This is a genomic window from Actinacidiphila alni, from assembly GCF_900112845.1.
In the GTDB taxonomy this organism is placed as follows: domain Bacteria; phylum Actinomycetota; class Actinomycetes; order Streptomycetales; family Streptomycetaceae; genus Actinacidiphila; species Actinacidiphila alni.
Window position 1 is genome coordinate 91605 of sequence record NZ_FONG01000027.1, and the last position, 13095, is coordinate 104699.

A 13095-nucleotide genomic window follows, 5' to 3' on the forward strand; every position below is an offset into this window, starting at 1 on the left:
GCGGCGGCGCTGCGCCGAGGTGCTCCGGGACTTAGGACTTCCGGATCCCTTCGATGTCCCGACCCTGTGCGCTGAACTGAGCGCACGGCGCGGGCGGCCGATCCGGCGGCTGCCCGTGCCCGACCTGTTCGACGTGTGCGGGTTGTGGATTGCGACCGACACCGCTGATCTGATCGCTTACGAACAGCACACGACCGCGCCGCACCAGAACCACATCGTGCTGCACGAGATCGGTCACATGCTGTGCGACCACTACCCCGCCACACTCAGCCCCGCCGAGCAAGCCCGGCTCCTGCTGCCCAAGCTCGACCCGGACATGATCCGCCGGGTACTGGGCCGTACCGGCTACTCCAGCGTCGAGGAGCAGGAGGCGGAGTTCCTGGCGTCACTGCTCGCCCAGCACGTCCGCCCGGCGCGTCACGATGACAATGACTCCGCCGCCGATCGCCTCCGGTCCGCCCTGGAGAACGGTGGCAACGGTGGGTGAGGTGGTGCTCCACTATGGTCCGGTCCTGCTCACCTGGGGGATGCTCCTGTGGCTGCGGCCGGGGCCGGCGCCCGGCCGACGGCTCGTACGGCTCTGCGTGCTCGGCCTGGCCGTCTCACAGACGGCCCTGACCCCTGGCGTCATCACCTTCACGCGCGCGGTGGGTCTGCACAGCATCGAACGGCTCGTCGGCCACCTCTCCATGCTCGCCGCCCTCTGGGCCGGGGCCCAGATCCTGCTGCGGCTGCACGGGTACAACGCGCGCGCCCGCGTGCACACGGCGTGGACGGTCCTCGCCGGTACCGTGATGTGCCTCCTGTTCGCTCTCACGCCGAACCTGTACCCGCAGTCCCCATGGGTCATGGAGTACTGCATCGCCTACGCCGTGGCGCAGCTGCCCGAGTTCGCCGTCATCGCGCAGCTCTGCCTGCGGGACGCGCTGCACACGCCGGACCGGACACTGCACGTCGGTCTCGGCCTGGTCGTCACCGGCATCGGCGCGGCGGCCTGCTACACGACCAGTAAGACCCTCGTCGCGATCTCCGCCCGAACTCCCGTCGGCTTCCCGCTGGGAAGAGGCTTCCTGATGAGCCAGGCACTTCCCGCTGCCGCCCATCTGTTGGTGCTCGCCGGTGTCGCGGTGCCGGCCGTCGCCGAGTGGACGCGCCGGTACCGGCGCTACCGGCGGCTCGGCCCGCTGTGGTTCGCCCTCTACCGGGCCGAACCCGCCATCGCACTGGAACCCCCGGGCCTGCTGGGGGGCAACCCTCTCTTCGTCACGCGGTTGCAGTTGTACCGGCGAGTGATCGAAATCCGCGACGGTCTGCTCGCGTTACGCCCCTACCTCCCGGCCGGTGACGACGCCGACGGACTTGAGGATGATCAGCGGGAAGCCGCCGAGATCGCCGCCGCCCTGCATTCCCGGGAAAAGGGCATACCACTGCGTTCAGCTAAAACCGTCGCGGTGGGCGGCCACGATCTCGCCAGCGACACCGAGTACCTCTGCCGGCTCGCCGACGCCTATCGCGGCATCGAGCCGCCCGCCCGCTTGGACCGGCACCGCTCGGCGGTCGGAAGAACACTTGCCTGGCTGAACGGCTGCCGCCGGCCGCGTGGCCGCTGAACTGTGCATGGCCGTCGAATGTGACAACGCATCCAGTCAGCTCCGGAAGGGTGAGCAGAGGCCGGAACGCAGTGATCTTACTGTGCGGTGGGATCGGCGGACCGGCCCAGGGATTCGACGGAACCGGCGTCGACTACTCGGGCTCCGATTTCAATTCGTCCGGCTCCGGCGGCGGATTCGGCTGCGGCGCACTCGAATGACGGCCGCAGCCCAATCCGCCGGACAGCCCGCCGGAACCCCGACTACGCGGTCCCGGCCGCCCATCCCGAGGCCGCGGGCGCGCGGCGGCGCGGCTCCGGCCTGGACAACCTCGCCGCACGGATGGCTGCGGTCGGCGGCTCGATGACTGTGCTGAGCCGCGACGGCTGGTTCTACGTACGGGCGGAGTGCCCGCTGTCCGGCGCCGTCCGCGCCCGCCCGGAACCCGGCGCCGCGGAGGAGCCGGCGCCCGCGGCGGCGAGCCCGCGATCCGAACACCGGTCCGGTCCAGCGGCGCTCAAGGGATACCGCCGGCAGTCGGAGACCGACGCGGTCCAGAGCGCGGGAGCGGACCGCGAGACCGCACGAGGGCCGGAGGGACGTCGTGAAAGAACAGGCGAGGCTGCCGCCGCACATGCGGCACTACGAAAACTTCGCGACCGGCAGCATGCGCTGACCGCCGCACGTGATGTCCTTCAACCGGCGGGGACTGCCGATCCCCGGTGCTCACCACCGACTCGGGCAGCGTCCGCGTCTCGCACGGACCGGACGCGGACGCCGTCCCGCTCCAGGACGCGCCTGCCGGGGGCGAGACGACCGTCCTGCTCGGGGCCTCGCCCGCTTTCGGCTTCGGAGCCACGAGCGGCCGCACGACGATCCCCTCGCAGCTCTCCCACGGTGCGAGGGGATCCGTCAGGCACGAGCAGTAGACCGCGGTGTGGAACCGGATACAGGCTGGCTACCGCTCGCTCAGCCCCTGGCAAGGCCGGTCGCCGGCGTGTATGCGTCGATCGCCGCGCCATGCCGCGCGGAGCGCTAGGCGGTGTGGCGGGTGGGTATCCCGGTTTTGGGCGAGTCGTGTTGGGCGGAGGGTGAGAGATATGGGTTTGGACGGTGTGGTGCTGTACCTGCCGTTTCCTACCCGGCTGAACGGCGCGGCCGGTGAGGCACAGGCAGCGTCGGTGGCATGGTTGGACCGGTTCGGTCTGTACGCGGATGCGGCGCACCGGGAGCGGCTGGTGGGTGCGGGGTGCGGGGTGCTGGGGGGATATCTGGCCCCGGAGGCGGACCGGGAGCAGCTCCAGTTGGCCGCCGACTTCGCGACATGGAACGTGGCATTCGATGACGAGTACTGCGACGAAGGCGAACTGGGCCGTTCCCCGGAGAGGTTCGTCCGTGTCCTGGGGTTGCTTCAGCGTTCGGTGGAGGTGCCCGAAGAAGCGGTGTTCGGTGACCGCTATGGGGTCGCGCTGCACGACTTGAGGGTCAGGCTGGAAGGGTTCGGGCCGGCGGAGCAGGTCGCGGCCTGGGCCGCGTCGATGCGGGGCTGGTTCCTCGCCGAGGCGTGGAAGTCGGGCAATGTTGCCGGGGGGAGGACGCCGGAGCTGGGGGAATACTCCTCGCTGGTTCTCGTCAGTGGCGGCGGGGAGGCGTGGACGGTGCTGTCCCCTCTGGTCGAGGGGTACGGCGTTCCGGGGCGGGTGCGCGCGGACCGCGGCGTCCGGGCGCTGACGGAGATGGCGTGCTGGCTGCTGTCCTGGGACACCGGGCTGCTGTCGTGGAGCAGGGAAAAGCGGGCGGGTGGTGACGGGCACAACGCCATCGATGTGGTGTCGCGCACCTTCGGGATGGATTTCGACGCGTCGGTGGAGCTGGCCCTGCTTCTGCGTGATGAGGTGATGGGCCTGTTCCTCCGCGTTCGTCGTCGTGTGCTCGACGAGCGAGGGAGTGAGGTGGAGAGGTATGTGGGGATGCTGGAGCGGCTGGTGCGTGGAGGGGTGGACTGGGCCGTCGGCTCCCGGCGCTACCGCGAGGAGGCTGGTGCTGTGGTGCGGGTGAGCGAGGACCCGGCCGCGCTCCGCACCGGCGCGGGAGGCGGTATCCCGGGGGATGCGTGGGGCCCAGTGGGCTGGTGGTGGCTCCACGACCCGGCCGCCCGGGAAAGGACCGGGAGGAACTGACCGGCAGTCACCACCGGACCGGCACTTCCAGGGGGTCCGGGGCGATGCCGCCTTCCCGCAGCCGCACGGCGTCTTCGGGGACGGCCAGGTGCAGGGTGGGGAATCGGCGGGACAGCCCGGTGAGGGCCTCGGTCAGTTCCATGCGTGCCAGTGCCGCGCCCACGCAGTAGTTGGAGCCGGCGCCGAAGGACAGGTGTCTTTTGTCTCCGCGCTCTGGCCGTAGTTGATCGGGGTCCGGGTAACGGGCCGGATCGAGGTTGGCGGACTCCAGACTGATCAGTACGACCGAGCCGCGCGGCAGGGTCCTGCCGCCGAGGTGTACGTCCTCGACGGCGAGCCGGGGCAGTGCGGTGGGTGCCGGAGCGGTGCGGCGCAGCAGTTCCTCCACCAGCCCGTCCCGGGCCGGACCGGGTTCGGTGAACGCGGCGTATACAGACCGGTCGCGCAGCAGCAGAGGAACACCTTTGCCGAGGCTGACCTGGACGGAGTGGCCGCCCGCCGCGGCGATCCGCAGCAGCATCGTCACCAGGTCGTCGACCGGTACGCGGGTGCCGTCGCGGCGCCGGGCACCGGCCAGCCGTCCGATCATGCCGGGCTTTTCCGGCCCGGCCGGCCCCGTCGAGGGCGGTTCCGCGAGGAGTTCGCGGAAGTAGGAGCGCAGTTCCGCGACCGCACCGCGGCTTTCCGCGGTGGGAGCGAACACCACCGTGGAGGATGCGAGCCGCTGCACCCAGGTCCGGTCCTGGGCGGGAACCCCGAGCAGTTCCCCGGTCACTACGGCGGGCAGCGGCCGGGCCAGGTGCGCGATCAGGTCCGCGGGTGGGCCGGCCTCGTCCATCGCGTCCAGCAGCCGGCCCACCTCCCGCCGCGTGGCCGGCCGCAGCCGCTCGGCCCCCCGCGGGGACAGCATGCTCAGCACCAGTCCGTACGGCGTCGCCCCCGCCCCCGTCACCGCTTCCTCGCCGTTCGTCGCTGGGCGACGGACGGTGCCCGCGACCAGCTCACCGGGCTCGCTGCGGGACAGCGACTCGCGGCTGAGGCGCGGATCGCTCAGCGCCTGCCGTGCTTCGTGATAGCCCAGCACCAGATGCACGTGCGTGCCATCCGGCAGCAGGGCGGCGGCTACGCCGCCTTGCTGCCGCAGGTGGGTCAGTTCCTCCGGCGGGTCCAGCGCGTGCGCGCGCGGCCACGGGAATCCCCGGGCTGGCCCCGCCCCCGGACTTGTCTCCCCGGTCATCGCTCCGTCTCCATACGCTTGCTTCTCTCGAAGCGGCCGGGATCCGGTGCCCGGCGGGTGATGACGCTGCACACGCAAGCCTGGTCCGCGGCGAGAGTCGTGGAGAAGCTGTCGCACATCTCGCGCAGCTCACCGATCGGTCCCCGCACACCCTCCGGGAACCGGGCGTCGATATTCGCCCGCACCTTGCCGAACCAGTGGATCACTTCGCGGTTGCTCGGCATGACCCTCATGTCCTCCAGCATCATCCCGCTGCGTTCCAGCACCGACAGGAAGTAGGCGGGCGTTTTGCGATGGCCGCAGGCCAGCCGGTCCACCGTGTCCGTCACCGGGGAGCGGTACTGGGAGATGTCCGTCTTGTACAGGGTGTCGGAGATGATGAGGAGGCCGCCGGGCCGCATCCGTGCGGCGACGGCCGCCGCGGACGCTTCGAAAACCTCGTCGGGGAAGTGCGTGTACACGCCGCGTACGACCACCAGGTCGTACGGCGTTTCCGGCTCCGGCAGAAGTCCGATGTCCTGGCCGTCGCACAGATACAGCCGGATACGTTCCGCGGCGGGAGATCCGGCCAGGCGCGCCGCCGCGGCCTCCAGTTGCCGACGGCTGACGTTCACCGAGTCCACCCGGCGGGCGCCGGGGAACTGTTCGGCGAGATACCCGGTGAGAAATCCCCAGCCGCTTCCCAGGTCCAAGATGCGCCGCACGTCGCTCCCCCGGGCCTTCCTGAGGCCGGCGATCTCCAGCTGCTGCTCGAAGTGCCGCACTTCGGACGGCCCCACCGAACCCGGCCCAGGGCCGGCCGCAAGCTCCGACGCGCCGAACAGCCCGAACTGGAAGAGGAGATTGTCCGGTCCGAGCGCGGCCTCCCACATCCATGGCGGGTCGTCGTAAGTGCTCTCCACTTTCCCCCGATAGGGGTTCGGACGCTCCGCATCCACCTCGTAGATCTCCACGGCACTCCCTCCGGGGGCCTAGCCGGTCCACATCGGCGACCAGCCCGCCCCCCTCCCTCCCTCCAGGCATACGCCCGCGCGGCAGGCCCGCGGGAGCGCATGCGCAGGGCGCACGGAGGCACTGTCCTCGGCGTAGCCCGCCATTCCACACTCGTTGACAGGTCACTATGCATATAGGGCCTGTTGTGAAATTTCCGATCGCATGGGGCCTAGCGCCCACCACGGACGTCGTTGTCACTGGTTCCTTGCATGATCGACACGTCAGCTTTTCGCGGATGCAGGGAAATACCACGCCCCTGCTGCGCCGGTCATGCGTGCGGCGCGGCGGTGCTGCCGCGGACGAGCAACTCGGTGGTGGTGCCCCGCAGATGGCTGGCCTCCTCGCCGTCGACCAGCAGAACGAGTTGGCGGGCCGCCACCATTCCGTACTGGAAGAGGTCGCGGTGGAGGGTGGTCATCCCGGGCCGGACGACATCGGAGAGGACGGAGTCGTCCCAGCCGATGATCGACAGGTCGCCCGGCACGTTCACTCCGCGATGCTGGAGATCGAACATCGTCTCCACCGCGAGCGTGGGATCCTCGTGGATGAGGGCGGTCGGCGGGTCGTCAGAGCGCAGCCAGCGGGAGAGCACGTCCTCCTCGGCCGGGTCCGACTTGTGGTGATAGCCCATCAAGTCGGCCCGCAGACCGACCCGTTCCATGGCACCGCGGAACAGTTGCTCGCGGGCCAGTGAGTGCCGGTACTGGGAGCGGACCCCGATCCGGCAGATCCGGCGGTGGCCGAGTCCGGCGAGATGCTCCACCGCGAGATTCATCGCCGACTCGTCGTCGGTCCACACCGACGGGATGGTGGAGACTTCCCGGGTGTCGCCTATGACGACGGCCGGCAGACCGATCTGTTCGAGGAACGGCAGCCGCGGGTCGTCCTGGTAAGGGTTGAGCACCAGCACGCCGTCCACCCGCCGCTCGTCGCGCCAGCTCTGGTACGTGCGGTTGGCGGTCGCGAGATCCGCGACGTTGTGCATGATCAGGAGGATGTCGCGGCTCGCCAACTCCTCCTGGATGCCCGGCAGGAAGCGCAGCAGGAACTCCGGCAGCACGCCCTTGACCTGGTTGGAGCCGACGAGCACGATGCCGACGGCGTCGACCCGCGAGCGGTGCAGCGCCCTGGCGGAGCTGTTGGGCCGCCAGCCCATCCGGTCGGCGATCTCCAGGATGCGCCGCCTGGTCTCCTGACTCACCCCGGGCAGGTCGTTGAGCGCGTACGAGACGGTGGCGGTGGACACCTGCGCCTGTCGCGCGATGTCGTTGATCGTGGCGCGTTTCGGCTCTCGCCTGGGGGCCATGCCCGCACGCTCCTGTGATGTGGGAAGGGCGATATGTGGTGGCGTCCGGCTGTGCGAGCCCCCGCGATGCTCCGCGGGGAAAACCATGCCGGACCCCTTGCGTCTTAAAGCTTTAAGGTGTTTCATCACCGTAACACAAGCCAGTCGGCTGCGAGGCCGATCCGATTGAGCCGCACGTACGCGCCGACACCGTACCCGGGTAATCCGCGTGTGTGGAGCGCGAGTTCACCGCCGCGGGTGCGTGAACGCCATTCGCGTGCCTTTCCTTCGCCTGTCGGGGATGGCCCTGCTCATCGTGTTAATCGATTAAGTCTGGAGAGAGACGATGTCCGCGACGGACCCTTCGAGAACCCTCCTCACCCGGCGCGGCCTGCTCAGGTCGGCCGCCGTGCTCGGCGGTGCCGCCACGCTGGGCGGTGCGCTCAGCGCATGCAGTTCCTCGTCCGGCAGCGGCGGCGGCACCACTCTCACCCACTGGGACTTCTACGACTCGCAGGAGCCTTGGGTGAAGAACGAACTTGCGCTCTTCGGCAAGGCGCATCCGGAGATCCACGTACGCCGGACGAAGAACGCCCAGGCCGGCTACGACAATCTTTTCAATCTCGCCGAGCGCAGCGGCAGGACCCCGGACACCTTCTTCCTCACCAAGCAGACCGTGCCGATCAACCAGCAGGTGCAGAAGGGCTGGCTGCTGCCGCTGGACAAGTACGCAACCGCCGAGTGGGTGCGGACCTTCCCGGCGTACTCCTTCGTCGAAGGACTCAATGTCTTCGACGGCAAGATCTACAGCGCGCCCTTCGTCGGCTCCGGCCCGCCCAACCAGCTCTTCGTCAACAACAAGGTCTTCCGCGACGCCGGTCTGACGAACGCCGACGGCTCGGTCCAGGTGCCCAGGACCTGGGACGACATGAGCCGCGCCGCCGACGCGATTGTCCGCAGGAGCGGCGGGAGGACCTACGGCCTCGGGTTCGGCAACGGCTCGACCAACCTCTTCGCCTGGTGGTTCGACGTGCTGATCCGCGGCGCGGGCAGCCCCGGCGGCTCCACCGGCCTGGATCTGCGGGTCGGCAAGTACACCTATGGCACCGACCGCAACTATGCCGACCTGACCAATCTCATCATGGAATGGAAGAAGAAGGACTACTTCTATCCCAATTCGCTCAGCGTCTCCGACGAGATCGCCCGCGCGTACTTCGAGCGCGGAAAGTTCGGCATGACCGTCGGCGGCGTGTGGAACGAAGCGGAATGGACCGCGCACGGATTCACCGATTACAGCGTCACCACGCTCGTCGGTCCCGACGAGACGCACAAAGCGTATTTCTACCGCACACCAGGCAGCGCGCTGATGGGCATCAATGCCCGGACCAAGCACCCCGACGCAGCCTGGCAGTGGTTCTCCTGGTGGCACAGCAAGGCCGCGGCGGTCCGGTGGGTGCAGAAGTACCGCGAGGACCTGTCCGCGCATCCGGAGGCCAATGCGTCGGACGCGATCAGGTTCAAGCCGTTCGCCGAATACGTGGCTCTCCAGGATCTGTCACTGCCCGGACCGCAGCCCTGGATCCGCAACCCCGCCGCCTCGGGCGTTGTGGTCGCTCCGGTGCAGCCGGACCTCGGCGCCTTCGTCGCGGGCGTCTACAGCGGACAGATCAAGGACATCAGTGGCGCGCTCACCTCGCTCGGCGAACGCAGCCAGTCCGCGTTGGACGCGGGAATCAAGGACGGACAGAAGCGCGGTCTGAAGATCAGTGCCGCCGACTGGGTGTTCGCCGACTGGGATCCCACCAAGCCCTACAAGTGGGACATTCCGGAGTACCCCAAGTGACGGAGAACCTCGTACGCGCATCCACCGGCGGTCCACCGCCCGTCGCGGGGCCGCCGCGCCGGACTGTCGGCCGGCGCCCGGGCCGCCCCCGCCCCGGCATCGGCGCCCGTCTCAGGGCCGGCCGTTGGTCGTACCTCTATCTCATGCCGTTCGTCCTGTTGGTGGGCGCCTTCACGCTGTATCCGATCGGCGCGTCACTGGTGTACACGCTCTTCCAGTGGAACGGCGTGGGCTCGCCGGACCACTACGTGGGACTCGCGAACTTCCGCCAGGTCGTCCACGACGGCGTCTTCTGGCGATCGTTCGGCCACACCTTCCTTTACGCCGCGGTGGTGGTGCCGGTCCAGTTGGCTCTCGCGCTGGTCCTCGCCGTGGTGCTGAACAACAAGAGGCTGCGCTTCTCCACCTTCTACCGGTCGGTGTTCTTCCTCCCCGCGGTGATGTCTCCGGCGATCATCGCGGTGATTTTCCAGCTCCTGCTTAGCAACTTCGGCGACAGCATTAACACCCGGCTCATCAGGGCGCACGTGATCGACCATCAGGTCGACTGGCTGGGCGACCCGCACAGTGTGATGTGGGTGGTCATCGGCATAGGCATCTGGAACACCCTCGGCTACAACCTCGTGTACTTCTTGGCCGGACTCCAGTCTATCCCCGAGGAACTGTACGAGGCGGCGTCGCTGGACGGCGCCGGCGCATGGAGCAAGTTCTGGCACGTCACACTGCCGGGGCTGCGCGAGGTCGGTCTGATGATCCTCTTCCTCGCCGTCCTCGGCAGCCTCCAGGTCTTCGACCTGGTGCAGGTGCTGACCGGCGGCGGACCGTACTACGCCTCCAGCGTGGTCAACACCTACATCTACCAGCAGGCCTTCGGCGGCGGGCTGTCCGCGGGCGGCGCCGGGATCACCGTGCAGCCCAATGTGGGCTTCGCGTCGGCCGCGGCGTTCTTCTACGGGCTGATCCTCATGGTCATCACCGTGGCGCAGGCGCTGCTGCTGCGCCGGGTGCGCGCCAGCAGGAACGCGGCCCGCGGCGTAAGAGAAGGGGATTGACTGACCCATGGCCTCCACCACCCCGCCGATCGCCCGGACGCCCCGCACGGTGCCGGCCCGGCAGCGCCGCGGACCCGCCCTCGGCCGGTCCCTGCCGCACGTGGCGCTGCTGCTGTCCGCGTTCGCATGGATCTATCCGCTGCTGTGGGGTCTGTCCGGCGCGCTGAAGACCGACATGGGCTTCCTCGACTCCGGCCTCGGCCTGATCCCGCACGAATACCGCTGGCACAACTTCGTCGACGCCTGGAACAGCGCGGGCATCGGCACCTACTTCGTCAACACCGTGCTCATCACGGTCGCGACGGTCTTCTTCACCCTGCTGTTCTCCTCGGCGGCCGGATACGTGCTCGCCAGGACCGAATTCCCCGGCAGGCGCGCGCTGCTCGCGGTCATCGCGGTGACCTTCTTCCTGCCACGCGGCTACACCATCATCCCGGTCTACGACCTGGTGAACCACCTCGGTCTGCTCGACTCGATCTGGGCGGTCGTGCTGGTCCAGGTCGCCAACGCCATGGTGTTCAACACCTTCATGTTCATGGGGTACTTCCGCACCGTCACCAAGGACGTCGAGGAAGCCGCCATGGTCGACGGCGCCACCTTCCACCAGCTCTACTTCCGGATCGCACTGCCGCTGGCCCGGCCGATGCTGGCCTCGCTCGGCCTGTTCGTGTTCATCAGCTCCTGGAACGACTTCCTGATCCCGCTGGTGTTCACCCTCGGCCGGCCGGAACGGCAGACCATCTCCGTCGGGCTCTACTCCTTCATCGGGCAGACCTCGACCGACTGGAGCGTGCTGTGCGCCGGCTCGGTGATCTCGCTGCTGCCGATCGTGCTGGTCTTCGCCTTTGCCCAGCGGCATGTCGTCTCCGCCATCGCCGGAGCCGTCAAGGGCTGACCCCCGTCCGCACGACGACGTCGCCCTCCCGCACCGCGCGCATCCTCGCGCCCGCTCAGAAAGCAGATCATGACCCCTCCGCACGCCGCCCCGGCGACGCCGCGACCGGTACTCGCCAGGCACTTCGGCCGACCGCTGCCGCTCGGCTGGACCCCCGCTCCCGCTTCCTCGGACCGCGCCGCGTGGGACGTCGTGCCGCCCGTCACACGAGAACGCATCGTCCGCGCCGCCGCGCGCCACCTCGACGAACCGTGGACGGCTCTTCCCGCCTCACTCTTCGCCCGATTCCGGCAGGACGGCGACCGCACGGCCTACGAGCGGCCGTACTTCGCCCGTCGCGACCGGCTGGCCTGGGACGTACTCGCCGCCGCGGTGACCGAGCCCGCCTCGGCAGAGACCGAACCCACGTGGCGCGAGCGGCTGTTCGCCGACATCGTGGACGGACTGTGGCTGCTGTGCGAGGAGTCCACCTGGTGCCTGCCCGCCCACGACCCGCGCACGTATACCGAGGACCGCCCGCTCAACGACCCCGAGCGGCCGCAGATCGACCTGTTCGCCGCCGAGACAGCCGCCCTGCTGGTCCTCACCGACGGCATACTCGCCGACGACCTGGACGCGTACGACCCGATCCTGCGCCGCCGAGTGCACCAGCAGGTCCGAGAGCGGGTGCTGCGGCCGTATCTGGAACGTACCGACCTCGGCTGGTACGACGGCAGCACGGTGCCCGCGAACAACTGGAATCCGTGGATCCACTCCAATCTGCTGCTGGCCGCGCTGCGTTGCGCCGAATCGGACGACGCTCTCGACACCGTGGTGCGCCGGGTGCTGCGCGGCCTGGACCACTTTCTAACAGGTCAGCCCGCCGACGGCGGCTGCGACGAGGGCCTGCGCTACTGGTGGCGCGCGGCGGGCAGCCTCTTCGAATGCCTGGAGACCCTGGCGGCCGCCACGGGTGACGACGAGGGCGTTTTCGGGCACCCGCTGCTGCGGGCCATGGCGCGCTATCCGCTCGTCGCCTCGCTCGGCAACGGCTGGGTGGTCAACTTCGCAGACGGCCCGGCGCGCGGCGGTGGCGGTGCCTGTGGACTGCTGCACCGCTTCGGCCGTCGGGTCGGTGCGCCGGACGTCATCGCGCACGCCCGTGCGCTGCGCGGCGACGGCGACCCCGCGGTGCCCGCGTACGAGGGCATCGTCCTGCGCCGCGTGCTGGACGACCTGCTCGACACGGAGTGGGTGCAGGCGCCGCCCGCGGCCTTCGCGCTTCCCGCCCAGACGTGGCTGCCGGATACGGAAATGCTGATCGCCCGGCACCGGCAGGGCACCACGGACGGCCTGCTGCTCGCCGCCAAGGGCGGCCACAACGACGAGAGCCACAATCACAACGACGTCGGCTCGTTCATCGTCGGCCTCGATGGACGCCCGCTGGTGGTGGACGCCGGTGTCGGCACGTACCGGAGGGAGACCTTCGACCCCACCGACCGCTACGGCATCTGGACCATGCGCAGCGGATACCACAACGTGCCCCTGGTCAACGGCGTCGAGCAGGCCGCCGGTTCGCACCACCGCTCCCGCGCGGTGGAGTACATGTCCGGCGAGGACACCGTCACGCTCGGGCTCGACCTGGCCGGCGCCTACCCGGACGTCGCGGCGCTGCACACCTGGCGGCGCACCTTCCGGCTGGACCGTGCCGCCGGACGGATCAGTGTGCACGACGCCTGGCAGACGACCGCGCCGCCCGGTGCGCTCGCGCTGCATCTGCTGCTCAGCGGCGACCTGACCCTCATGAACTCCGGCCGGGCCGTCATCGTCGGCGACGACGCGCGGCTCGAACTGGTCTGGCAGGGGACGGAGTTCGACGCCCACATCGAGCCTGTCGTGATCGACGATCCGCTTCTCGAACAGGTCTGGGGACCGCTGCTGCACCGCCTGGTGCTGTCCGCCCGGCGCCCCGCCTCCACCGCCGAGCACACGCTCGCGTTCCGGCGCGCCGCATAACGCCACCCGGTATCCCGTACCGGAAC

The 13095-nt window shown here is 69.4% G+C and carries 11 protein-coding genes; 8 read left to right on the forward strand and 3 right to left on the reverse strand.

Features of this window, described 5'->3' with window-relative positions; all coding sequences use genetic code 11:
• Positions 1-115: 115 nt before the first annotated feature.
• The 4 genes from BM076_RS31945 (at position 116) to BM076_RS31960 (ending at position 3769) form a co-directional block, all read left to right on the forward strand.
• On the forward strand, positions 116-487 hold the full coding sequence (locus BM076_RS31945) for a hypothetical protein (protein ID WP_218160133.1): 372 nt from the start codon (positions 116-118) through the stop codon (positions 485-487).
• Positions 480-1610 (forward strand): MAB_1171c family putative transporter, encoded by a 1131-nt coding sequence (locus tag BM076_RS31950; RefSeq protein ID WP_093717243.1) that lies wholly within the window; start codon positions 480-482, stop codon positions 1608-1610. Before BM076_RS31945 ends, BM076_RS31950 begins: the two co-directional genes overlap by 8 nt.
• Before the next feature lie 701 nt (positions 1611-2311).
• Positions 2312-2518, forward strand: coding sequence for a hypothetical protein (locus tag BM076_RS31955; RefSeq protein ID WP_093717244.1), 207 nt, complete (start codon positions 2312-2314; stop codon positions 2516-2518).
• A gap of 171 nt (positions 2519-2689) precedes the next feature.
• Positions 2690-3769, forward strand: a complete 1080-nt coding sequence (locus tag BM076_RS31960; RefSeq protein ID WP_093717245.1) for a terpene synthase family protein — start codon at positions 2690-2692, stop codon at positions 3767-3769.
• A gap of 7 nt (positions 3770-3776) precedes the next feature.
• On the opposite strand, the gene BM076_RS31965 is transcribed toward BM076_RS31960, so the two are convergent.
• The 3 genes from BM076_RS31965 to BM076_RS31975 form a co-directional block, all read right to left on the reverse strand.
• On the reverse strand, positions 3777-5006 hold the full coding sequence (locus tag BM076_RS31965; RefSeq protein ID WP_093717246.1) for a cytochrome P450: 1230 nt from the start codon (positions 5004-5006) through the stop codon (positions 3777-3779).
• Complete coding sequence (locus tag BM076_RS31970) at positions 5003-5959, reverse strand: SAM-dependent methyltransferase (protein WP_245796583.1); 957 nt, start codon at positions 5957-5959, stop codon at positions 5003-5005. The genes BM076_RS31965 and BM076_RS31970 overlap by 4 nt, the downstream gene beginning before the upstream one ends.
• Before the next feature lie 308 nt (positions 5960-6267).
• Positions 6268-7305: a LacI family DNA-binding transcriptional regulator gene (locus BM076_RS31975; RefSeq protein ID WP_177246709.1), complete on the reverse strand. Its 1038-nt coding sequence runs from the start codon at positions 7303-7305 to the stop codon at positions 6268-6270.
• 325 nt (positions 7306-7630) lie between these two features.
• On the opposite strand from BM076_RS31975, the gene BM076_RS31980 reads away from it, so the two are divergent.
• The 4 genes from BM076_RS31980 (at position 7631) to BM076_RS31995 (ending at position 13069) form a co-directional block, all read left to right on the forward strand.
• Positions 7631-9127, forward strand: coding sequence for an ABC transporter substrate-binding protein (locus BM076_RS31980; RefSeq protein ID WP_093717249.1), 1497 nt, complete (start codon positions 7631-7633; stop codon positions 9125-9127).
• A 143-nt stretch (positions 9128-9270) separates the two neighbouring features.
• Positions 9271-10179, forward strand: coding sequence for a carbohydrate ABC transporter permease (locus BM076_RS31985; RefSeq protein ID WP_093717275.1), 909 nt, complete (start codon positions 9271-9273; stop codon positions 10177-10179).
• Between the two features lie 7 nt (positions 10180-10186).
• Entirely contained in the window at positions 10187-11074 is an 888-nt protein-coding gene (locus BM076_RS31990; protein WP_093717250.1) for a carbohydrate ABC transporter permease, read from the forward strand.
• 69 nt (positions 11075-11143) lie between these two features.
• Entirely contained in the window at positions 11144-13069 is a 1926-nt protein-coding gene (locus BM076_RS31995; protein WP_093717251.1) for a heparinase II/III domain-containing protein, read from the forward strand.
• The last annotated feature ends 26 nt before the right edge of the window (positions 13070-13095 follow it).

Bases quoted from the DNA above. Each gene is read 5' to 3' on its own strand.
- BM076_RS31965 (WP_093717246.1), bottom strand. From the start codon at position 5,006: ATGACCGGGGAGACAAGTCCGGGGGCGGGGCCAGCCCGGGGATTCCCG.
- BM076_RS31985 (WP_093717275.1), top strand. From the start codon at position 9,271: ATGCCGTTCGTCCTGTTGGTGGGCGCCTTCACGCTGTATCCGATCGGC.
- BM076_RS31960 (WP_093717245.1), top strand. From the start codon at position 2,690: ATGGGTTTGGACGGTGTGGTGCTGTACCTGCCGTTTCCTACCCGGCTG.
- BM076_RS31980 (WP_093717249.1), top strand. From the start codon at position 7,631: ATGTCCGCGACGGACCCTTCGAGAACCCTCCTCACCCGGCGCGGCCTG.
- BM076_RS31990 (WP_093717250.1), top strand. From the start codon at position 10,187: ATGGCCTCCACCACCCCGCCGATCGCCCGGACGCCCCGCACGGTGCCG.
- BM076_RS31995 (WP_093717251.1), top strand. From the start codon at position 11,144: ATGACCCCTCCGCACGCCGCCCCGGCGACGCCGCGACCGGTACTCGCC.
- BM076_RS31975 (WP_177246709.1), bottom strand. From the start codon at position 7,305: ATGGCCCCCAGGCGAGAGCCGAAACGCGCCACGATCAACGACATCGCG.